Source organism: Dyella amyloliquefaciens (assembly GCF_004296575.1).
Taxonomy (GTDB): domain Bacteria; phylum Pseudomonadota; class Gammaproteobacteria; order Xanthomonadales; family Rhodanobacteraceae; genus Dyella; species Dyella amyloliquefaciens.
The window spans coordinates 122903-144634 of record NZ_SAYT01000001.1; the positions used below are offsets into that span (position 1 = coordinate 122903).

At 65.5% G+C, this 21732-nt stretch carries 17 protein-coding genes; 8 read left to right on the forward strand and 9 right to left on the reverse strand.

What is annotated here, in order from left to right; translation table 11 throughout:
- Positions 1–25: 25 nt before the first annotated feature.
- Genes EPB08_RS00525 through EPB08_RS00555 form a run of 7 tightly spaced genes read right to left on the reverse strand, consistent with a single transcriptional unit; the run spans position 26 to position 6580 of the window.
- Complete coding sequence (locus EPB08_RS00525) at positions 26–1417, reverse strand: sugar porter family MFS transporter (protein WP_130617115.1); 1392 nt, start codon at positions 1415–1417, stop codon at positions 26–28.
- A gap of 59 nt (positions 1418–1476) precedes the next feature.
- Entirely contained in the window at positions 1477–2385 is a 909-nt protein-coding gene (locus tag EPB08_RS00530) for an SMP-30/gluconolactonase/LRE family protein (RefSeq protein ID WP_130617116.1), read from the reverse strand.
- Entirely contained in the window at positions 2382–3146 is a 765-nt protein-coding gene (locus EPB08_RS00535) for an SDR family NAD(P)-dependent oxidoreductase (protein ID WP_130617117.1), read from the reverse strand. Before EPB08_RS00535 ends, EPB08_RS00530 begins: the two co-directional genes overlap by 4 nt.
- Positions 3147–3148: 2 nt before the next feature.
- On the reverse strand, positions 3149–4297 hold the full coding sequence (dgoD, locus tag EPB08_RS00540; RefSeq protein ID WP_130617118.1) for a galactonate dehydratase: 1149 nt from the start codon (positions 4295–4297) through the stop codon (positions 3149–3151).
- Positions 4294–4932: a 2-dehydro-3-deoxy-6-phosphogalactonate aldolase gene (locus EPB08_RS00545; RefSeq protein WP_130617119.1), complete on the reverse strand. Its 639-nt coding sequence runs from the start codon at positions 4930–4932 to the stop codon at positions 4294–4296. Before EPB08_RS00545 ends, dgoD begins: the two co-directional genes overlap by 4 nt.
- Positions 4933–4937: 5 nt before the next feature.
- On the reverse strand, positions 4938–5858 hold the full coding sequence (locus EPB08_RS00550) for a 2-dehydro-3-deoxygalactonokinase (protein ID WP_130617120.1): 921 nt from the start codon (positions 5856–5858) through the stop codon (positions 4938–4940).
- A complete protein-coding gene (locus EPB08_RS00555; RefSeq protein ID WP_130617121.1) occupies positions 5855–6580 on the reverse strand; it encodes a FadR/GntR family transcriptional regulator in 726 nt (241 codons plus the stop codon). The genes EPB08_RS00550 and EPB08_RS00555 overlap by 4 nt, the downstream gene beginning before the upstream one ends.
- Positions 6581–6977: 397 nt before the next feature.
- Between EPB08_RS00555 and EPB08_RS00560 the strand changes: the two genes are divergently transcribed.
- Positions 6978–8129 (forward strand): aldose epimerase family protein, encoded by a 1152-nt coding sequence (locus EPB08_RS00560; RefSeq protein WP_130617122.1) that lies wholly within the window; start codon positions 6978–6980, stop codon positions 8127–8129.
- A 111-nt stretch (positions 8130–8240) separates the two neighbouring features.
- On the opposite strand, the gene EPB08_RS00565 is transcribed toward EPB08_RS00560, so the two are convergent.
- Complete coding sequence (locus EPB08_RS00565) at positions 8241–9287, reverse strand: alpha/beta hydrolase family protein (protein ID WP_130617123.1); 1047 nt, start codon at positions 9285–9287, stop codon at positions 8241–8243.
- A gap of 99 nt (positions 9288–9386) precedes the next feature.
- On the opposite strand from EPB08_RS00565, the gene EPB08_RS00570 reads away from it, so the two are divergent.
- Positions 9387–11123: an alkaline phosphatase gene (locus tag EPB08_RS00570; RefSeq protein ID WP_130617124.1), complete on the forward strand. Its 1737-nt coding sequence runs from the start codon at positions 9387–9389 to the stop codon at positions 11121–11123.
- A gap of 297 nt (positions 11124–11420) precedes the next feature.
- Here the strand turns inward: EPB08_RS00570 and EPB08_RS00575 are convergent, their stop codons facing one another.
- Complete coding sequence (locus tag EPB08_RS00575) at positions 11421–12734, reverse strand: alpha/beta hydrolase family protein (RefSeq protein WP_130617125.1); 1314 nt, start codon at positions 12732–12734, stop codon at positions 11421–11423.
- 255 nt (positions 12735–12989) lie between these two features.
- On the opposite strand from EPB08_RS00575, the gene EPB08_RS00580 reads away from it, so the two are divergent.
- From EPB08_RS00580 to EPB08_RS00605, 6 genes are all read left to right on the forward strand, one after another.
- Positions 12990–14036, forward strand: a complete 1047-nt coding sequence (locus tag EPB08_RS00580; RefSeq protein WP_229238215.1) for a glycerophosphodiester phosphodiesterase — start codon at positions 12990–12992, stop codon at positions 14034–14036.
- Positions 14037–14100: 64 nt separating this feature from the next.
- Positions 14101–15429: an alkaline phosphatase family protein gene (locus EPB08_RS00585; RefSeq protein WP_130617127.1), complete on the forward strand. Its 1329-nt coding sequence runs from the start codon at positions 14101–14103 to the stop codon at positions 15427–15429.
- A 195-nt stretch (positions 15430–15624) separates the two neighbouring features.
- Positions 15625–17910, forward strand: coding sequence for a TonB-dependent receptor (locus tag EPB08_RS00590; protein WP_130617128.1), 2286 nt, complete (start codon positions 15625–15627; stop codon positions 17908–17910).
- Positions 17911–18037: 127 nt separating this feature from the next.
- Positions 18038–18757 carry a lysoplasmalogenase gene (locus EPB08_RS00595; RefSeq protein ID WP_229238162.1) on the forward strand — a complete coding sequence of 240 codons (720 nt, stop codon included), beginning with the start codon at positions 18038–18040 and terminating at the stop codon, positions 18755–18757.
- Positions 18754–20022, forward strand: a complete 1269-nt coding sequence (locus EPB08_RS00600) for a sterol desaturase family protein (protein WP_130617129.1) — start codon at positions 18754–18756, stop codon at positions 20020–20022. Before EPB08_RS00595 ends, EPB08_RS00600 begins: the two co-directional genes overlap by 4 nt.
- A gap of 81 nt (positions 20023–20103) precedes the next feature.
- On the forward strand, positions 20104–21537 hold the full coding sequence (locus EPB08_RS00605; RefSeq protein ID WP_130617130.1) for an amino acid permease: 1434 nt from the start codon (positions 20104–20106) through the stop codon (positions 21535–21537).
- Positions 21538–21732 lie beyond the last annotated feature (195 nt).

The window sequence follows — 21732 nt, forward strand, 5'->3', positions numbered from 1 at the left end:
AGTATCCCGGTGGCCATAACGAGGCTTACTGGCCGATGTCGCGCAGGCGCTTGCCGGCCATCAGGTTCCGCTCGATCTGCTCCAGGGTGACGCCCTTGGTTTCCGGCACCAGCCAGAAGGTGAGCACGATGAACACGGCATTGAGGCCGGCGTAGAGCCAGAAGGTGTTGGCGTTGCCAATGCCGTTGAGCAGGCTCAGGAAGCTGATGCCGACCAGGTAGTTGCAGGCCCAGTTGGTGAAGGTGGAGCAGCCGATGCCGAAGTCGCGGCCCTTGAGCGGCTGGATTTCCGAGCACAGCGTCCAGATCAGCGGGCCGGCGGACATCGCAAAGCCGACGATGAACATCAACAGCATCGCCACGGTGAAGATCTGCGTGCCCTGGTCGTGGATGCCGTTGTGCATCATCAGGCCGACCACGGCGAGGCCGACGGCCATCACGGTAAAGCCGGTGTAAAGGATGGGCTTGCGGCCCCAACGGTCAATCAGCGCGATGGCGATGAAGGTGGCAAGCACGTTGGTCAGGCCCACCAGTGCGGTGAACCACATCTGCGCGGCCGTGTCGTAACCCATCACCTTGAAGATGCGCGGCGCGTAGTACATCACCACGTTCATGCCGGTGAACTGCTGCATCAGCTGCAGCAGCACGCCCAGCCACACCGAGCGGCGGAAGTTGCGGTTCTCAAGGAACATGTGCCAGCCGCGCTGCGGCGTCTTGAGCTGTTCGTCGATGTCGGCGACTTCGCTCGACACGACGTCGCTGTCACCGCGCAGGCGCTGCAGCACGTCGATGGCTTCCTGTCGGCGACCGCGCATCAGCAGCCAGCGCGGGCTGTCGGGTAGAAACAGCACGCCCAGCAGGAACAACACGCCCGGAACCGCGATGATGCCGAGCATCCAGCGCCAGGCGCCGCTGTAACTGAAGGCCGTATCGGAAAGAAACGCCACCAGGATGCCGATGGTGATCATCAGCTGGTAGGTGGAAATCATGGCGCCGCGAATGTATTCCGGCGCAACTTCGGCCAGGTACAGCGGCGCCGTGAAGGACGCAATGCCGATGGCAATGCCCAGCACGACGCGAGAGGCGATCAGCGTCTCCGGCGACCATGCCATGCCCGACAGCAGCGAGCCGATGACGAACAGCACGGCACCGAGCACCAGCGAACGCTTGCGCCCGAGATGGCCCGACAGCCAGCTGGCCGCCAGGGCGCCTACGGCGGCGCCCAACGTCATGGAACTCACGATCCACTCGATGGTGTGGTCGCTGACCTTGTATTCGGCCTGGATGAACTGGGTGGCCCCCGAGATCACGCCGACGTCGAGGCCGAACATGAGGCCCGCCAACGCTGCCAATACGCAGACGAAGACGACGGTGGCCTTGGATTGCGTCGAAGATGACGCGATGGCTTGGGCATTCATGGGTAAAGCTCCCCCGCTGGCGAGTGTTGCCTCTGTGGGCATTGGGTGGGCCGCGATCCCTACGCGGCGGCGATGACGTGTGGCGGCGGCCCGGGGAAACGCGGTTCGGGCAATCCACCGATATCCGAATGCACGGCGAACAAGGCGCCCGCATACGGTTGACTGGCGAGCGCGGCGTCGTCCAGACCGTCGCGCGCGCTGGTGATGTAAATCGTCGACAGCCCGGTGCCACCGAAGGCGACACGCGTGGGCTGCGATGCGGCGACGTCGATACAGCGATCCATCTTGCCCTCGCTGGTGTAGCGCACCACGCGGCCCAGTCCCCACTGGGCGTTCCACAGGCCACCATCGCTGTCGACCGACGACCCGTCCGGTTCCCCATGCGGACCGTCGAGTTCGACGAACACGCGAGGCGAACCGATGAGGTCGCCGTAGTCGCAACACTGGATCCTGCGCGTGAGCGAGTCGCAGAAATACATGGTGTCGCCATCAGGGCTGAAGGCGACGCTGTTGCTGATCGCCACGCCCGGCAGCGGCAGGCGCTCCAGCGAGAGATCGTGGTTCAGTCGATAGAACCCGCCGACCGGCTGCTTCGGCCCGCCACCGGGCGGCTCGTGCAGCGTGCCGAACACGAAGCGGCCCTGGCGGTCACATGCACCGTCGTTGAGGCGCGTGGGCAGCTCGGCCTCCACGTCCATGATCGGTGACAGGTGCCCGCTGGCCGGCTGGAAGAACGCCAGTTGCGAGGCCAGTCCGAGCAACAGCCAGCCGTCCGCTTCGCACAATGCGAATGAAGCCAGCCGCTCTGGCATGTCCCACTGGTGCAGTGCGCCGTCATGCGGACGGTAGCGCCACAGCGTGCTGGCGTGGATGTCGGTCCAGTACAGCACCTGGCCACGATCGCACCACAGCACACCCTCGCCCAGCGTGTTGTGCACCTGCATGGCGACGGTGGCGCGCGCGTTCATACCCAGCCACCATCCACGATGAAATCCTGGCCGGTGCACATGCGGCTGTCGTCGGCTGCGAGGAACAGCGCGGCACGCGCGAGATCGTCGGCCATCAGGTAACCGGACAGGCACTGCACACGGGCGATTTCCGCCTCGCCGTCGGCATCCAGCCACAGGCGGCGCTGCTTCTCGGTGATTACCCAGCCGGGCACCAGCGCATTGATGCGGATGCGGTCATGGCCGAGCTCACGCGCAAGTCCGTTCACCAATCCGTGCACCGCGGCCTTGGCCATCGCGTACATCGGGTAACCGGCGTTCTTCTTCATCCAGCCGGTGGAGCCCAGGCAGATTACCGAGCCACCGCCCAGTGCGCGCATGTCCTCGCGCACGGCCTGCGTGGCGAAGTACTGGTGGCGAAGATTGATGGCGATGTTGCGGTCGAACTCTTCGGGCGTCGTCTGGCCGAAGGTGTGGCGCACATCATTGGCGGCATTGTTGACCAGTGCGCCGATGGGACCATGCACCTTGCGCGCCTCGTCGATGGCCGACTGCAGAGAGCTGAGATCCGTGACGTCGCACGTGCTGAACAAGGGGCGATGGCGAGCGTCGCCGAGACTCTCCACCAGGGCTTCCGCACTGGCGCGGTCGATGTCGACGAAAGAGACGCGGCTTCCCTGGCGCGCGAAGTGCTCCACGAACGCGGCGCCGATACCGGTGGCTCCGCCGGTAATGAAGACGTGGCGATCGGCGAGACTGGGATAGGTAGCAAACGCGGACATGCTTACCACTCCGCCACGCTGCCATCGCGATGGCGCCACACCGGATTGCGCCAGCGGTGACCCACGACTGCGCGCTCGGCGACGTAGTCCTCGTTGACCGAAATACCCAGGCCCGGACCTTCGGGAATCGTCACGAAGCCATCCTGGTAGGCGAATACGCTGCGATCGTTGACGTAGTCGAGCAGATCGTTGGAAGCGTTGTAGTGGATACCCAGGCTCTGCTCCTGGATGAAGGCGTTATGGCACACCGCATCCAGCTGCAGGTTCGCGGCCAGTGCGATCGGGCCCAGCGGGCAGTGCAGCGCAATGGCGACGTCGTAGGCTTCGGCCATGGCGGCGATCTTGCGCGTCTCGGTGATGCCGCCCGAATGCGACGGGTCGGGCTGCAGGATATCCACGCCACCCATGCTGAGCACGCGCTTGAAGTCGTAGCGCGAGTACAGGCGCTCGCCCAGCGCGATCGGCGCGGGCGACAGCGCGGCGAGTTCCGGCAGCGCTTCGAGATGGTCGGACAGCACCGGTTCCTCGATGAACATCAGCTTGAACGGCGCCAGCTCGCGCATCAGCACCTTGGCCATCGGCTTGTGCACGCGGCCGTGGAAGTCCAGGCCGATGCCGATGTGCGGTCCCACCGCATCGCGGATCGCCTGCACGTTGGCCAGCACCTGCTCGACCTTGTCGTAGGTATCGACGTACTGCATCTCTTCGGTGGCATTCATCTTCACCGCGGTGAACCCGCGCGCCACGGCTTCCTGCCCGGCACGCGCGGTATCGGCCGGACGATCGCCGCCGATCCACGAATACACGCGGATGCTGTCGCGCACGCGGCCACCCAGCAGTTCATGCACCGGCACGCCCAGGTGCTTGCCCTTGATATCCCACAGCGCCTGGTCGATACCGGCGATCGCGCTCATCAGCACAGGGCCGCCACGATAGAAGCCGGAGCGGTACATCACGTTCCACAGGTCTTCGATGCGGCGCGGATCCTTGCCGATCAGGTAGTCGGACAGTTCCTCCACCGCGGCGGCCACGGTATGCGCGCGGCCTTCAACGATCGGCTCGCCCCAACCGCAGATGCCGGCATCGGTTTCGATGCGCAGGAACAGCCAGCGCGGCGGCACGAGGAAGGTGGAGAGGCGGGTGATCTTCATGCAGCAGTTCCTTTCGAAGCGAGATGTGCCTGCCAGGCACTGGCGAAGGCGCGCGCACGCGCGGCGACGTCGCTGGCCGGTCGGCCGGGAGCGTAGAGCGAGGAGCCGATGCCGAAGCCGCCGGCGCCAGCGGCAAGCCATGGGCCCATGTTGTCCGGTGCAATGCCGCCGACGGGCATCACCGCCGTACCGGCGGGCAGCACGGCACGCCATGCCTTGAGCACGGCAGGGCTGGCCTGTTCGGCCGGGAACAGTTTCAGTGCGTCCGCGCCTGCACCGAGCGCGGCGAAGGCTTCGGTCGGCGTGGCGACGCCAGGCACGCAATAGAGGCCGGCCTGCTTCGCTGCGCGGATCACTTCCACGTCGGCGTGCGGCATCACGATCAGCTTGCCGCCGGCGGCCGCCACTTCGTGGACGCGCGCAGGCGACAGCACGGTGCCGGCGCCGATCAGCGCGCGGTCGCCGAAGGCGTCCACCAGGCGACGGATGCTTTCACAGGGCTCGGGCGAATTGAGCGGAACCTCGAGCACGCGGAAGCCGGCATCGAGCAGGGCATGGCCCACGTCCAGCGACTCTTCGGGGCGCAGCCCGCGCAGGATGGCAATCAGCGGAAACGAAGCAAGCCAGGCGTCCATGGGAATCAGGTCGTTGTGGGGTGGGAAACAAGGGCGGCTTCGCGTGCGATACGCCACAGCCCGCGTGCGGTGGTGTCCTGGGGGGCGGTGCCCAGCGCGAGGCCGAATACTTCGGCAGCGCGCAGGTAGCGGGCGCACAGGGCGTCCTCGCCAACCATCTGCACCATGTCGCCCAGCTTGACCCAGCCGGCGGCGAGGGCCATGCGCAGCTCTTCGCCGATCAGCAGACCCGAGAGGTAATCAGCCACCGAGGACGGGGCGAGCGCACCGTTGAGTACCAGCGTGCGGGCGGAAAACACCCGCGAAAGCATGCCGGCGCCGCCGCTTTCGCGTGCGGCGACCACGCCGCGGTGGAACGCCTGCGGGTCGTCAGCCTGCTCGGACTGCGACGTGCTGAGCGCCGAATCGTCGCGCAGCAGGCCGTACAACTCGCCCGTCATGACGGTGGCGAAACTGGTGACGGCGCCATCGCGCACGCTCACCCACTTGCTGTGGGTGCCGGGCAGCAACAGGCGGCTTTCGCGCGCGGATGCCGGGCTCTGCGCCAGTACGCCGGCGACCTGGGTTTCCTCGCCGCGCATTACGTCCGGACGCGATGCGTCGCGCAGGCCGGGCACGATATGGATGATGTGTCCGCCGGCAACCAGCGGCGTAAGTGCGGCGGCCAGACGGTCCACCGCCACCGGCGTGTCGAGATACGGCACTTCCAGCCAGCCGTTGCGGCTGCCGACCATGCCGCAGGCGATCACCGGCAAGGATGGCCAGCCATCGACCGCCAACGCGAACGCTTTCAGGAAGCCGCCCTCGGGAAGCCGACGTACGCCATGCGGCAGTGTTCGCGACTCGACTACCTGGCCCTGCTCATCGAAGCGGTACGCGCGAAGCCGCGTACTGCCCCAGTCCAGACCGATCAAAGCTGAGGTCACGCGCCGGCCTTCTTTCGTGCGCGCTTGCGGCTGCGCTGCAGGTTGGCCTGCGAATCAACAATCATCGCCTGCATTGCCTTGCGGGCGACCTCCGGCTGTTTGCGCCGGATCGCTTCCAGCACCTTCTGGTGATGCGGCAGCGAATACTTGAAGTTGGTGGCGTTGCGCGCGGACAGGGTAAAGAAGGTGCCGAGCGCGGTTTCCACCACGGAGAACAGCGACTGCAGCAGTTCGTTGCAGGTGGCATGCAGCACCGCGTCGTGGAACTGCAGGTCGGCCTCGGTCCACTCGTCCAGCGTCTGGGCCGCATCCATCGCCTCGTACGCCTTCTCGATGGCGGCCAGTTGCTCCGGAGTGCGCCGGCGCGCAGCAGCGGCTGCGGCGGCCGGCTCGATCACTTCGCGCATCTCCACCAGCTTGTCGACGAAGTCGTCGGTGGGCATGGAGGCACAACGCCAGGCAAGCACGTCGGCGTCGAGCTGGTTCCAATAGCGCTCCTCGAGCACGCGGGCGCCTACGCCCGTGCGCGACTCGATCAGGCCCTTGGCGGACAGCACCTTCAGCGCTTCGCGCAAGGCGGTGCGGCTCACTTCCAGGCTCTCGGCCAAGGTTTCTTCGCGCGGCAGCACTTCGCCTGGCTTGACCTTGCCGCTGACGATGCGCTGCCCGAGTTCGTGCATGACATGCCCGTACAGGCTGCGAACTGCGATCGGCTTCCTCATGAAATCCTCTGGCCCCCGCCCTCTTTGATCGACGCGTCCGCGCGAGTGTCCCTCGTTTCGCGCGGTTTGTCATACAAACTGACTATAAGCACTTTGTCCGCGTCCTGCCAAGGTAGTTCGTGCCGATATTTGGCATCAGGCGGCCAAGGTCTGCCTTGCGCAGATAGGTAATCGATGACGCGTTGCAGAATTCTGACGCGATTTCTGCACAAGCCGTCACCGCCGGGATGGGTCGGCAGCTGCGGCATGGCAGCAGGACGGCGACCGCGAGCGGCCGCCTGGATGCTCCATGTTGCTGCGCACAAAGGAGTTTTTCGGGGCCGGTGGGTGGTTGCACGATAATCATACAATGTGCTTGCATGCCCTCATCCCGCGATACGCAAAGGGGGCAGGGAACATGCAGCGTGCAGGATGGATGGGCTCGATTCTTGGGCTGGCAACACTCTCGATGGCCGCGCATGCCTCGACGGAGGCGAAGCGCGAAACGTTCGGCAACATGCCCGACGGAACGCACGTCGAGGCCGTGGTGCTCGACAACGGTCATGGCATGACGGCGCGCATTCTTGCGCTGGGGGCCAGCCTGCAGTCGCTGACGGTGCCCGACCGCAACGGCAAGGGCGCGAACATCGTGCTTGGCTATGGCTCGCTCGATGGTTACCTGAAAAAGCCGCAGTACTTCGGCGCCACGGTCGGGCGCTACGCCAACCGTATCGCCAAGGGCCACTTCACGCTGGATGGCCATGCGTACACCGTGCCGGTGAACGACGGCGTCAACTCGCTGCATGGCGGTACGCGCGGCTTCGACAAGGAGCTGTGGACCATCGGCGACATCAAGCACGATGCCGACAAGGCCAGCGTCACGCTCAGCTACGTCAGCCCCGATGGCGACATGGGCTATCCGGGCAAGCTCACTGCCACGGTGACCTATACGCTGGACAGCGGCAACCGCCTGTCCATCGATTACGGCGCCACCACCGACAAGACGACCATCGTCAACCTCAGCAACCACGCCTACTGGAACCTGTCGGGCGAAGGCGCGGGCAGCGTGATGGACCAGCGCCTCACCATCGCCGGCGATGCCTATCTCCCGGTCGACGCAGGTTCCATTCCCACCGGCGAAGTGCGCAAGGTGGACGGCACGCCGTTCGATTTCCGCCAGGGCAAGCCGATCGGCCGTGACATCCGCACGAATGACACGCAGCTGCTGAACGGCCGCGGCTACGACCACAACTGGGTGATCAGTCGCACCGAGGCTGCCGCGCCGCGCGTCGTCGCGCGCGTGGAAGATCCGGCTTCGGGTCGCGTGATGACGCTGAAGTCGGCCCAGCCCGGCCTGCAGTTCTATTCCGGCAATTTCCTCGATGGCACGACGGTGGGTACGGGCGGTCATGTTTACCGTCAGGGTGATGCCTTCGCGCTCGAACCGCAGCTCTACCCGGATACGCCGAACCAGCCTTCCTTCGGCTCGGCCAGGCTGGAGCCCGGCCATGCCTATCGCAACCTGATCGTTTACGAGTTCACCACCGCGCCGTCGCACGGCACGCGCTGACCCGACACGTTGTCGCCGCAAGGGCGTCGCGAGGCGCCCCCAGGGGCCGTTTGTCTGGTGAGCGCGCAGGGCACGCCAGTCTTCGACGGCTGGCCCTGCGCATCGGCCGGATCACCTGGTTGCGGCGGCGTCGAGCCGCTGCATCAGTTCGATGCTGCGCGGCGCCGCCAGTCCACCAAAGCGCGCGTCGATGGCTTGCAGCCGGATGCGCGCCTGTTCGCTATCACCGTGGCTCAGCAAGGCATCGACGGCATCCAGTCGTTGGTTGAGGTCTGTGTCGATGTCCGTGCGACATGAGTCCAGTGCAGCAGTGTCGCCAGCAGCATGGCGCTCGAGCGAAGCGAGCGCGCGGTCAAGCGCCGATGGATCGGCCAGTTCGTGCCCGGTCCAGGGGATCGTCCGCGTGTCTATGTCAGTGATGCACCAGTGCCTCAGCGACTGGCGGCTCTCCCGGTCGGCCACCTGGCGCGCCGAATCGGTCGCACCCGTGAGGTAAACCACGCGAGTCGTCATCTGGAACTGATCGAGCAGTTCGCGCGGTGGCAGCGGAAGCTGTTCGCCGAGCATGTCGCTGCCGGCATCGAGCAGCACGCCGTGGAACAGGTCCGCATAGCCAAGCGCGATGCGTAGCGCCACGCGCGAGCCACCGGAAAATCCTCCGATGAACACCCGTCGCGGATTGATGTGATAGCGCGACATCGCATTGCCCGCGGCCAGCAGCGCGAGCGGCTCGCGCCGGTCGAGCACGTCCATGTCATTGCCTGAGCGTGCGGCGGTGACGAGCAGGATGCCGCGTCGCTCCAGCACGGGAATCCAGGTCAGCGGCACCTGTGCTTCATCCCAGGGCGGCACGAACACCAGCAGGGCATAGCCTTCGGCTGGCGCGTGGGTGGGCACGTAGAGCGTGAAGCGTTCCTGCGAGAGATCGAGCGGCTGCTCGCGGATGGTGATGCCGGTCGCGCTCGCCTGTTGGCGTATGCGCTGGGCGTTCAAGGGGCTCAGCAGCCGATGGATCAGCTGCGAGCTGGTGGCGGCATCGGTGTACTGGTCGAAGACCACATCCTGCTGCAGGCCGGTCTTGCTGTCCGGCGCATCGCCGGCGATGGCCACGAAGGAGGCCAGTGCGAGGATGGGCGAGAGCAGCGCACGCCAGGTCATGCCGCGAGGCTAGCATCGAAGAGCTCGCCGAAAGTGTCACAGCAAGTTCTTGCGACGTAGCTATGATGACCGATTCGTCTTTCATCCAAGGGATTGCTGATGTCGTTTCCGTCGCCGCGCACGCTGTTGCTGGCCCTGTTGCCGTTGCTTGGCGCCTGCAGCAGCCAGGCCGATTCGTCCGCCGCGAAGACGGCATCGATCGACGTGCCTGCCATCCAGCGACCGGAGGGCGAGACGCCGCAATGGTGGTTCCGCAACGGCGCGGCTGCGGCGGCGCAGCTGTCCGTGCAGGCCAACACCGGCAAGCAGCGCGCGAAGAACGTGATCGTGTTCCTGGGTGACGGCATGAGCCTTCCCACCATCGCGGCGGCGCATGTGCGCGCCGGCCAGCTGAAGGGCGTGGATGGCGAAAGCTATCGCCTCAGCTTCGAGCGCTTTCCGTTCAGTGCCTTGAGCCGCACCTACGAAACCGATCAGCAGACGCCCGACTCCGCCGGCACCATGACCGCCATCATGAGTGGCGTGAAGACGCGCGCGGGTTTCATCGGCGTATCGCAGGTGCCGCGTCGCCAGGACTGCGCCGCCACGCGCGGCCAGGAGCTGGTCAGCACGCTGGAACTGGCCTCCGCCGCCGGCATGGGCACGGGCGCGATCACCACCACCCGCATCACTCACGCCACGCCCGCGGCCACCTACGGCCATCTGCCGGAGCGCAACTGGGAAGTGGATGCCGACCTCACCGCCGATGCCAGGGCGCAGGGTTGCAAGGATTTCGCCGCACAGCTGATCGACTTTCCTGCTGCCGGTGGCCTCACCGTCGCGATGGGTGGCGGGCGCACCGAGTTCATGCGCGCCGGTGAGGACGATCCGGTCCAGCGCGGCATGGTCGGCCAGCGACTGGACGGGCGCGACCTGATCGCCGAGTGGAAACAGCGGAACCCGGGTGGCGCCTATGTATGGGGCCGCGAGCAACTCGAGGCACTGGACCCGGCGAAGACGCCGCGCCTGCTGGGCCTGTTCAATCCCTCACACCTCAGCTACGAGCATGAGCGCGTCACCGGCAAGCTGGACGAACCCAGCCTCGCCGAGATGACCACGCGCGCCATCGACGTACTGAAGCAGAACCCGAACGGTTTCTTCCTGATGGTGGAAGGTGGCCGCATCGATCATGCGCTGCACGGTGGCAACGCCTACCGCGCACTGGATGAAACCATCGCCATGAGCGAAGCGGTGGAGGCCGCGCTGCAGCACACCGATCCAAACGACACGCTGATCGTGGTCACCGCCGACCACAGCCACACCATGACTTTTGCCGGCTATCCCAAGCGCGGCAATGACATCCTGGGCCTGGTGCAGGGCCATACCGACAGCTACGATGAGGAAGGTGGCGCCGGGCTCGCCCGCGATGCGGGTGGCAAGCCGTACACCACGCTGGGTTTCGCCAACGGCCCGGGCTACACCGGTGCCAGCGACGTGCAGCCGGAAGGCGCCAAGCGCTTCCCCCACAACCCGCACGACTACTCGTACAGCACCAAGGGCCGGCCCGACCTCGCCCAGGTGAAGACCAACGATCCCGACTACATGCAGGAAGCCATCTTGCCTATGAAGGGTGAGACGCACGGCGGCGAGGACGTGGCGATCTTCGCCAACGGACCCGGTGCGGCGGCGTTCCATGGCGAGCTGGAACAGAACGCCATCTTCCACGTGATCGTGCAGCACACGCCGCGCATCCGCGAGGAGCTGTGCAAGCTGGGTAGCTGCAATGCGGCCGGCATGCCGGTGGATCGCCCGACTTACGAGGCGTGGCTGAAGCAGGTGAGTGCGGGCAAGCGCTGAAGCGGAGGGTGAAGTGCCCCGCTACCTTGTGGGAGCGCACCCTGTGCGCGACCGCAGCGCTTGATCACAACTCAGTCGACAGATTCCTACGGGCTCAATCCGCGCCAGCCTGAGGGGCGGCGCGTCGCGCACAGGGTGCGCTCCCACAGAATCTCTTCGACGCTGCCCCGCTGTTGTAGGAGCGCACCCAGTGCGCGATCGCATGGTTACGGTCGCGCCTGGTCATTCGCACGCTCTACATCGCCGCTTTCAAATCGTGCGTAATCCGGAACACTGGATCGCGCACTGGGTGCGCTCCTACAGGGAAGGTTGGGAAGGGCGCATGGGCAGGACGATGCGGCTCTCGCCATACGGCGTATGCAGCGCGCCCTTCGCGTAATCGATGGCCATGCGCATGTAGCCTTCCGAATAACGCGTGGAGACACGCTCACCTTTCGCGTCCGTCTCGAACTCCGTCATGCCGTGCTCGGCCTTCGGAAATACCGCGGTGGTGATGGGCAGCCCGTCGGCCTGCAGCGAAGTCAGCCGGCGCAACGTTTCACCGCTCGGCGCGTCGATGTCCAGGCCACCGAGCATCCACAGCTGCGGCGTATGCAGCTTGCTCAGCACCGCCATCGAGTCGTAGTGCCACGGCGTGTGGAACATGTACGCCTTGCCCTTCTCGCGGATATCCGCATCGCTCATCGGCAGCACGAGGTAGCTGAAGTCGCCGCGCACGTCCTTGTACCAGGGCTCCTTGCTGTACTTGGCGCGTGCGGCATCGAGCTGGTCGAAGCCCTGGGTGAGGCCGCTGGAGAGGATCAGGCCGATGGCGTCGGACAATTCCCAGGCCTTGTCGATCACCGACTGGTCATAGCCTTTGAGCTTCAGCTGGAACGCCACCGCTTCGCGATCCTCCTCCAGCGGCGAGATGGCGAGGCCGTAGCCGATGATCGCGAAGTCGGCTTTGGTGCGCTCCGCCGCCAGCGGTGCCACCCAGCCGCCCTGAGATCCGCCGCGGAAACCCACGCGGACCGCGCGTGCGCCGGCCAATTTGCGGGCCTCGTCCATGGCGGCCACCGCATCGTTCGCCAGCACGCTGTAGTCCTGCGTGTACTCGCCGGCCGAGTCGCCGGTGCCGCGCTTGTCGTAGACGAACGCACCCACGCCCTCGGCGGGCAGCTGGCGCTGCATGGCGTCCCAGATGCGTGCCGAATTGTGTTCCGAGCCATGCACCAGCACCACGATGGGGACCTTGCCCGAACCCGGCGGAAGAATCAGTCGTCCCACCAGTCGCGTGCCGCCCTCGCCGGTGAAGACCGTATCGTGTACTTCCAGTGGAATGCGCCTGGCGGCCATGCCGCCGAAAGTGAGCTCGCCCTTGGCGCAATTACTGAACACCACATCCTTGCCGTCTGGACGGTCGGTCCAGCCGAACGTGCTTTTCCACGCATCGTCGTGATCGCGATGCAGCTGGCCGCTGGCGCCATCGATGCGACGCCAGCGCAGCGTACCCTCGTCGCTGGGGGCGATATCCAGCGACTGGCCATCGGCGAGACGGTAGGCCCCGATGTGGCAGTCAGCGGCGGCAGGGGCGCTGGCGAGCAGGGCGGCAAACAAGAGGGAGAACATGGAATCCGGGTCCTTGCGAAGTGCCATCAAACTAGCAAGCGGGGCGATTCGCGCCATTGGCCGCAAGTCACGCCCCTGCCGGCAGTCATGCCTGATCATGCATGAGCCCGGCGTCAGGCTCACGTAGGTGGATGTCAAGGAATCGACATGCGGCCCGGTCACCATGAACGTTCATGGTGCCGATGCATCACAAGGGAGCAGGGAATGCCCGTGGTTCGTTTAAGCTGGGCCGTCTTCGCGGCTGGTGTGCTGTCCATGGGCAACCTGCAGGCCAACGAGGCGCCGCTGGCGCCGAAGGTGCTGGTGATCGGGCATCGAGGCGCCAGCGCGCTGCGACCGGAGCACACGCTCGCCTCCTATGGCAAGGCGATCGCCGACGGCGCCGACTTCATCGAACCCGACCTGGTGATGACGCGCGATGGCGTACCGGTGGCGCGCCATGAGAACGAGATCAGCGGCACCACCGACGTGGCGCAGCATCCCGAGTTCGCCTCGCGCAAGACCACCAAGACCATCGATGGCCAGCCGGTGAGCGGCTGGTTCACCGAGGATTTCACCCTCGACGAACTCAAGACCCTGCGTGCACGCGAACGCCTGCCGGAGTTTCGCAGCACCGCGTACGACGGGCAGTTCCAGATTCCCACGCTGGACGAGATCATCGATTTCGTCGCCACCGAATCGGCGACGCAGGGCCGCGTGATCGGCATCATTCCCGAGATCAAGCACGGCACCTATTTCCAGAAGGCTGGTTTGCCGATGGAAGACCGTGTGCTCGCCATCCTCGCCGCGCATGCCTATACGCGGACGGCGCCGGTGGAAATCCAGTCGTTCGAGATCGCCAACCTGCGCTATCTGCGTGGCAAGCTCGGCAAGGCGCATCCGAACATCCATCTGCTGCAGTTGCTGGACGGCGTGGACGAGCATCCGTACGACGTGGTCGCTGCCGGCGGCAAGCTGAGCTACGGCGACATGATGACGCCCAAGGGCCTGCGCGATATCGCCGGCTACGCCGACGCGATCGGTCCGAACATCCGCGCCATCATCCCGCTGGCAGCGGATGGCACGCTGGGCAAGCCGACTTCGCTGGTGCATGACGCGCATGCGGTGAAACTCGAGCTGCATCCCTATACGTTCCGCCCCGAAAACCATTTCCAGGCGAAGAATTTCTGGCAGGGCAGCGACCCGAAGACGTTCAACGAAGCCGGTTCGGTGGCCGAGATACGCGCCTATCTCGCCGCGGGCATCGATGCGTTCTTCACCGACGATCCGGCCCTTGGCCGCAAGGCCGTGGACGGGCGCTGACCTCGTTCGGCCCCGCCTTTCGTGCGCGGGGCGTTACCGCGTTTCCCCCTGAAGTGAGTGTCCCATGCGTCGACTGACCTGTCGTTTGCTCGCCAGCGTGCTGGCGTGCGCGGTGGTGCCGGTGGTTTCGGCATCGCCCGTGCTGATGATTTCCATCGATGGCCTGCGTCCCGCCGACGTGCTGCATGCACAGGAGCGGGGCCTGGCGTTGCCGAACCTGCAGGCGTTCCTCAAGCAGGGCAGTTACGCCGAGGCCGTGCGTGGCGTGCTGCCCACGCTGACCTATCCCAGCCATACCACCTTGATCACCGGCGTCACGCCGGAGGTTCACGGCATCGGCGGCAATCTCACCTTCGATCCCACCAACAAGAACCAGCAGGGCTGGGCCTGGTACGCCAGCGACATCAAGGTGCCGACGCTGTGGGATGCGGCGCATGCAGCTGGCCTGCGCACCGCCAACGTGCATTGGCCGGTGAGTGTGGGCGCCACGGTGGACTGGAACCTGCCGCAGATCTGGCGCACCGGCATGGCCGACGATCGCAAGCTGCTGGCCGCGCTCGCCACGCCCGGCCTGCTGCCGTCGCTGGAGCAACAACTGGGACCGTATGCCGACGGCATCGACGAAAGCCTGGCGGGTGACCAGACGCGCACGCGTTTCGCCGTGGCCTTGCTGGAATCGCGCAAGCCCGACTTCATGACGGCGTATCTCACCGCGCTCGATCACGAGCAGCACGCCAGTGGCCCGGATACGCCGGAGGCGCGCGCCGTGCTGCAGCACATCGATGCACTGGTGGGCGATCTGGTGAAGGCGGCGCGCACCGTCCATCCCGATGGCGTGGTGGCGATCGTGTCCGATCATGGATTTCTGCCGGTACAGAACGACGTGAACCTGTATGCGCCTTTCATCCAGGCCGGCCTGATCACGCTCAAGGGCGCCGATGTCGCCGACTGGCAGGCGATGCCGTGGAACGACGGCGGCTCCGCGGCCATCGTGCTGCGCGATCCGGCAAACGCCGGCGTGCACGCCAAGGTGGCGGCGCTGCTCGCGCAGCTGCAGAAGAATCCGGCGTTCGGCATCGAGCGCGTGCTCGATCATGCGGAAGTCGCGAAGGATGGCGGCACGTCGAAGGCGGACTGGTTCGTGCTGTTCAAGCCGGGCTACGAGATGGCCATTCGCCCCGATGCACCGCTGCCGTCGCCCAGCCACTATCGCGGCATGCATGGCTACGATCCATCGCTGGCGCAGATGCGTTCCACCTTCCTTATCGCCGGCAAGGGCGTGCCTGCAGGCGATGACCTGGGCGAGATCGACATGCGCGACATCGCACCGACGATCGCGCACGTGCTCGGTGTCAGTCTGCCGCAAGCGCAGGGCAAGCCACTGCTCCATTGAGCGTAAGTGCTAACGCGAAAACGCGGTTTTTACCGCGTTTTCGCAGATGTTTTAAATATGCGTGTCATCGCGGATACACACGCAAACTTCACGCTTTCCTGATGCCATCCGAGTGGTTCGGACGGCTATTTCCCCTCTGTATACCCATCACTTGATCGTGCGGATTCAGGGTGAATCCGCGCGCGAGGATTCGTCATGCCCAAGCTTTCCCTTCGCAGGACCGCGATCGCGCTGGCAACCCTGGCCGCCCTCCACGCTGGCGTCGCCTTCGCAGACGATGCCGTGCCCGCTGCCGTCGACGGTGCGGCCAGCGTCGACAAGGCCAAGACCATGGACGCGGTGTCGGTGGTGGCCTCCGGCGAAACCCGCCAGGTGCAGAAGATCACCAGCGAGGACATCCAGGCGCTGGCGCCGGGCACCAGCCCACTCAAGGCTCTCGACAAGCTGCCCGGCGTGAACTTCCAGTCGGCCGATCCGTGGGGCGCGTACGAGTGGTCCACGCAGATCACGCTGCACGGCTTCGACCAGAGTCGACTCGGCTTCACGCTGGACAATATCCCGCTCGGCAACATGACCTACGGCACCACCACCGGACTGCAGGTGACGCGTGCGATCAGCAGCGACAACATCAGCACAGTGGAACTGGCGCAGGGCGCCGGTGCACTGGGCACGCCGGCGAACACCAACCTGGGCGGCACCATCCAGTTCTTCTCGGCCGACCCGGACGCGGTGGCCGGCGCGCGAATCAACCAGGTGCTGGGCTCGGATTCCACCACGCGCACCTTCGTGCGCCTGGATACGGGTGACTACCACGGCTTCTCGATGTACGTGTCCTACGATCACGCTTCCACCGACAAGTGGAAGGGCTACGGCGACCAGCGCTCCAACCAGATCAACCTGAAGTCCGTGTACCAGTGGGACGGCGGTAGCGTGAGCCTGTTCTACGACGAGTCGCGCCGCAAGGAATACGACTACATGGACCTTTCCCTCACGAGCCAGAAGGCGCTGGGCTGGAAGTGGGACTACCTGCAGCCGGACTGGAACACGGCGGTGCAGATCGCCAACGCATACAACGGCAAGGGCAGCTATCCCGCTGTGCTGTCGCCGCTGCCGGCCGGCTATGACCTGGTGGATTCCACCTATTACGCGGGTGGCGGCATTCGTCGCGACACGCTGACGGGCCTGAGCGGCACCTTCAACCTGGCCGAACACACCACGCTCAACCTCGGCACCTACTACCACGACAATCGCGGCGAAGGTCAGTGGGCCACGCCGTATGTCGCTTCCTCGCCGACGGTGCCGCTGGCGATGCGCACCACCGACTACGGCCTCGATCGCTTCGGTGGCACCGGCTCGCTGCAGTTCACGCTGGGCGGCAACGAGATCGAAGTGGGCTTCTGGGCGGAAGACGCCACCACCAACCAGGAGCGCAACTACTTCTATCTGACGGGTGCGTACAACTACCTCAGCAACTTCTATGAGAACGAAGAGCCGTTCCTGCGTGGCTTCCTCCAGCACTACGACAGCAAGACGCGCATGGCTTATGCGTCGGACACGATCCGCTTCATGGACGATCGCCTGACGGTGAACTTCGGCGCGAAGGCGCTGGGAGTAACCAACAGTGCCGAGTCGCTGGTACCGAGCAGCGCGCTGGCACAGGGCCGCATCCGCGCCAGCGACGGCTTCCTGCCGCAGGTGGGCGTCAACTACAAGCTCGACGCCAACCAGGAGGTGTACGCCTCCTACAGCAAGAATCTCGCGGCCTACGGCTTCCTGCCCTTCAGCCAGTCGCAGGCGGCCTTCGATGCGAGCAAGAGCTCGTTGAGTCCGGAGCAGTCGCAGACCTTCGAGCTGGGTTATCGCGTGCATGGCGACACGTTCGAAGCATCGGCCGATGCGTACTACACGCGCTTCACCAATCGCCTGTTGGCGGTATCGCCGTGCAGCGCGGTGCAGACCTGTTCCGCCATCCTCAACAACGTCGGTTCGGTGAAGAGCACCGGTATGGACCTGGCGGTGATCTGGCGCCCGATCGAGCAAGTGCGCTGGCTCAACTCGCTCTCGTACAACAACTCCAAGTACCAGGACGACTACCTCAACAACGGCGTGGTGGCGACCGACGGCAAGTACGTGGTCGGCATCCCGAGCTGGATGTTCAGCAGTGACCTCAGCTACTCCTGGGGCGGCTGGCGCGCGAGCATCGATGGCAAGTACACCGGTCGTCGCTACATCACCTACCTCAACGATTCCGAGGTGCCCTCGTACTGGCTGTTCGACCTGGGCGTGAGCTATGACATCGGCACGGTGTCGGTGCTGAAGGACCTGAGCCTGGGTCTCAACGTCACCAACCTGCTCGACAAGAAATACTTCGCCACCACCGGCACCAACGGCTACGTGGCCTCCGACCCGCAGGGCTGGAACCAGACGCTGATGGCCGGCGCGCCGCGGCAGGTGTTCTTCAGCATCAACGCGAAGTTCTGAGATCGATGAAAGCCGGGCCGGGCGTCCTTCCTCCGGGAGGGGCACCCGGCTGCTGTGGCGCGGCGAGCGAAAGGCGCTGGACAGGCACTAAGATCAGGATTCGACCAGGGGTTGGGGGAATCCAGGCATGTCTGTTTCAAACGCCGCCATGGCGCCTTCTGTGCTGCGCGGAATCGATGTTGCGGTCGTGTTGGCCGCGGTGGCCGCGATCATCGGCGGCACCTTTGGCGCGCCCGGCATGGCCGATAGCTGGCACGTATTGCATTGGGTCACGAAACCGCTGGCCACGCTGCTGATCCTGTGGACCGCCTGGCGCGCGCAGCCGCCGGTTTCGATGGGTTATCGGCGCTGGATCGCCATCGGCATGCTGTTCTCACTGGCCGGTGACATCTTCCTGATGTTGCCTGTGGACGCCTTCGTGGCCGGCCTCGTGGCCTTCCTGCTGGGCCATCTGTGCTTCATCCGGGCCCTGGTCGGCGACACCCGTTTCGCGGCCCGGCCCCTCGCCCTGCTGGGTTGCCTGGCATACGGGCTGCTCAATCTATGGGCGCTATGGCCCACGCTGCCGGGTGCACTTCATGTGCCCGTCGTGGTCTATGTGGTGGTGCTGACCACCATGGGCGGGCAGGCCGTGGCACGGGCCTGGGCGCACGGTGGCGACCGGCTCGCAGGGCCGGCGCAGTGGGCGGCGGCGGGCGCGCTGCTGTTCATGCTCAGCGATACACTGCTGGCCTGGAACCGCTTCCGCCTCGCCATTCCGCTGTCGTCGCTGTGGGTGCTGGCGACCTACTACGCGGCGCTCTGGTGCCTGGCGCGTTCGGTTCGGCAGACGGGTGATTTCACGTGAATGTGCAAGCCATCATCATGACGTGGGCCACACCGGTGTTCTTCGTCCTGATCGGACTGGAACTGCTGGTGGGCAAGCTGCGCAAGCGCCGCGTGTACCACTCCAGCGATGCCATCAACAGCCTCGGGCTCGGCGTGATCTCGCAGGTTGTGGGTGTCTTCAGCAAAGTGCTGACGCTGGGCATCTATGCATGGTGCGTGGAGCACGTGGCGATCTTCTCGCTGTCGCCTACCAGCCTCTGGGTGTGGGTCAGCGCGCTGCTGTTCTACGACTTCTGCTACTACTGGCTGCACCGGGCGGGCCACAAGGTCAACATCTTCTGGGCCGCGCACGTCGTGCACCACCAGAGCGAGGACTACAACCTTTCCACCGCGCTGCGCCAGACCGGCAGCGGCGTGTTGCTGGGCTGGCTGTTCTATCTGCCGATGGCGATCGCCGGCTACCCGCTGGAAGTGTTCGCGGTGGTGGCGCTGATCGACCTGCTGTACCAGTTCTGGGTGCACACCGAACTGGTCGGCAAGCTGGGCTGGTTCGACCGCGTGTTCTGCTCGCCCTCCAACCATCGCGCGCATCACGCGGTGAACGATCGCTACCTCGACAGGAACTACGGCGGCGTCCTGATTCTGTGGGATCGCCTGTTCGGCACCTTCGTCGAGGAAGACGACAAGGATCCGCCGATCTACGGCACGCGCTCACCGCTGCGCAGCTGGAACCCGCTGTGGGCGAACGCCGAGGTGTATTGGGCCGCGTTGAAGGATGCATGGCATGCGCGGCGCTGGCGCGACAAGCTGCTGGTGTGGATCAAGCCGCCGGGCTGGCGGCCTGGCGATGTGGCCGAGCGCTTTCCCAAATCCGACTTCGACATCCAGCGTCCGCGTTACCAGCCGGTGCTGTCGCGCGGCCTCGTGATCTATAGCCTGGTGCAGTTCACGCTGCTGCTGGTGATGGCGGTGCAGTTCCTCGACCTGGCCAAGCATCTGCCGGCGGCTGCGCTGGCCGCCTATGCGGTGTTCCTCGTGCTCAGTCTCACCGCGCTGGGCGTGCTTACCGAGGGCAGGCGCAGTGGCGTGGTGATGGAGCTGGCGCGCCTGCTGATCACTGCGGGCATTCCGCTGGTCACCGGCGGCTGGTTCGGTGTCGCGGGGCTGGATACCGGCATCGTCGCCGCGCTGGTCGCTGTGCCCGCAGCGAGCGCCCTGGTACTTGGGTGGCTGGCCATCCATACGCCCGCGCAGGCGGACTCCGGACGCGCCATACCCGGCTGAGCCCCTGCCTTCGCGCAGCTGCAGCGTGGCAGGGCGGGGCGCATTCGTTATGATCGCCGCTCACTTTGCGGGGATGAGCGGATGGGTTTCCTGAACAAGCTGGTGCGGCACAAGCCGGTGGAGATGCTGCAGGCCGAGGCCGGCAAGCGTGGCGATTTCCGTCGTGTGCTGGGTCTCTGGCAGCTCACTGCGATCGGCATCGGCGGCATCATCGGCGTCGGCGTGTTCGTGCTGGCCGGCCAGCAGGCGGCGCTCAATGCGGGCCCGGCCGTGGTCCTCTCCTTCCTGATCGCCGGCATCGCCAGCGCCGCCGCGGCCCTGTGCTACGCGGAGTTCGCGGGCCTCATCCCGGTCACCGGCAGCGCCTATACCTATGGCTACGCAGTGCTCGGCGAGCTCGCAGCCTGGCTGATCGGCTGGGACCTGTTGCTGGAATACGCGCTGATCGTGGCGGTGGTGGCGATCGGCTGGTCCGGCTACGTGCAATCGGCGCTCACCAGCATGGGTATTCATTTGCCGGTGTGGGCGCAGGGCGCCATGGGCACCGGCGAAGGCCATGTGTTCAACGTGATCGCCGCGGCGGTGACCTTGGGCGTGTCGGCGCTGCTCACGTTCCGCACCGAGTGGGGTGCACGTTTCAATACGCTGGTGGTGACGATCAAGGTTGCCGCGGTGGCGCTGGTGATCGGCGTGGGCGTGTTCTACGTCAATCCGGCGAACTGGGTGCCGTTCATTCCGGAGCGCATCACCGGCGCCGATGGCGTGTCGCACTTTGGTTTCTCCGGCGTCGCCACGGCGGCGGCGGTGGTGTTCTTTGCGGTGTTCGGCTACGACACGCTCACCACGGCGGCGGAGGAATCGAAGAATCCGCAGCGCGACCTGCCGCGCGCGGTGCTGCTGTCGCTCGGCATCTCGATGGCGATGTATCTCGCGGTGTCGCTGGTGCTGACCGGCATTGCGCACTACGACACGCTCAATACCGACGCCCCGGTGTCCGATGCCTTCAAGGGCCTGGGCCTGCATTGGGTGGCGTTGACCGTGTCGGTATCGGCGGTGTTCGGCCTGATCAGCGTGCTGTTTGCCTTCATGCTCGGCGCCTCGCGCATCTGGTATGCGTTGGCACGCGATGGCCTGATCCCAGGCTGGTTCGCCCACGTGCATCCGCGCTATGGCACGCCGCATCGCCCGACCATCGCGCTTGGCGTGTTCACCGCGCTGGTGGCGGGCTCGACGCCGATCCAGAAGGTCGCCGAGCTGGTCAACATTGGCGTGCTGTCGGCCTTCATCGTGATCTGCAGCTCGGTCATGATCCTGCGCAAGCGCAAGCCGGACCTGCCGCGTGCGTTCCGCACCCCGCTGGTGCCGCTGGTGCCGCTGATCGGTATTGGCTTCTCGATCTGGTTGCTGTCCGAGCTGCCGGCGATCACCTGGAAGGTGTTCCTGATCTGGGTGAGCCTGGGCATGGTGATCTACCTTGGCTACGGCATGCGGAACAGCAAGCTGGAGAAGCTGTAAGGCGACATGCGCGCCGTCCCTGTGGGAGCGCACCCTGTGCGCGACCGCAGAGATTGGATGTATCGATGCATGCGGTCTTCGGTGCAAACAAGGAATCCGCATCACTGCTTCGTAGGTCGTCGCGCACAGGGTGCGCTCCCACAAAAATCGCTTCCAAAGAAAAACGGCCGCTTGCGCGGCCGTTTTTTTGTTTCA

Coding starts and splice junctions, on each gene's coding strand:
- EPB08_RS00525 (WP_130617115.1), bottom strand. CDS start 1,417: ATGAATGCCCAAGCCATCGCGTCATCTTCGACGCAATCCAAGGCCACC.
- dgoD (WP_130617118.1), bottom strand. CDS start 4,297: ATGAAGATCACCCGCCTCTCCACCTTCCTCGTGCCGCCGCGCTGGCTG.
- EPB08_RS00595 (WP_229238162.1), top strand. CDS start 18,038: ATGTCTGTTTCAAACGCCGCCATGGCGCCTTCTGTGCTGCGCGGAATC.
- EPB08_RS00605 (WP_130617130.1), top strand. CDS start 20,104: ATGGGTTTCCTGAACAAGCTGGTGCGGCACAAGCCGGTGGAGATGCTG.
- EPB08_RS00570 (WP_130617124.1), top strand. CDS start 9,387: ATGTCGTTTCCGTCGCCGCGCACGCTGTTGCTGGCCCTGTTGCCGTTG.
- EPB08_RS00585 (WP_130617127.1), top strand. CDS start 14,101: ATGCGTCGACTGACCTGTCGTTTGCTCGCCAGCGTGCTGGCGTGCGCG.
- EPB08_RS00555 (WP_130617121.1), bottom strand. CDS start 6,580: ATGAGGAAGCCGATCGCAGTTCGCAGCCTGTACGGGCATGTCATGCAC.
- EPB08_RS00560 (WP_130617122.1), top strand. CDS start 6,978: ATGCAGCGTGCAGGATGGATGGGCTCGATTCTTGGGCTGGCAACACTC.
- EPB08_RS00575 (WP_130617125.1), bottom strand. CDS start 12,734: ATGTTCTCCCTCTTGTTTGCCGCCCTGCTCGCCAGCGCCCCTGCCGCC.
- EPB08_RS00545 (WP_130617119.1), bottom strand. CDS start 4,932: ATGGACGCCTGGCTTGCTTCGTTTCCGCTGATTGCCATCCTGCGCGGG.
- EPB08_RS00565 (WP_130617123.1), bottom strand. CDS start 9,287: ATGACCTGGCGTGCGCTGCTCTCGCCCATCCTCGCACTGGCCTCCTTC.
- EPB08_RS00530 (WP_130617116.1), bottom strand. CDS start 2,385: ATGAACGCGCGCGCCACCGTCGCCATGCAGGTGCACAACACGCTGGGC.
- EPB08_RS00590 (WP_130617128.1), top strand. CDS start 15,625: ATGCCCAAGCTTTCCCTTCGCAGGACCGCGATCGCGCTGGCAACCCTG.
- EPB08_RS00535 (WP_130617117.1), bottom strand. CDS start 3,146: ATGTCCGCGTTTGCTACCTATCCCAGTCTCGCCGATCGCCACGTCTTC.
- EPB08_RS00580 (WP_229238215.1), top strand. CDS start 12,990: ATGGGCAACCTGCAGGCCAACGAGGCGCCGCTGGCGCCGAAGGTGCTG.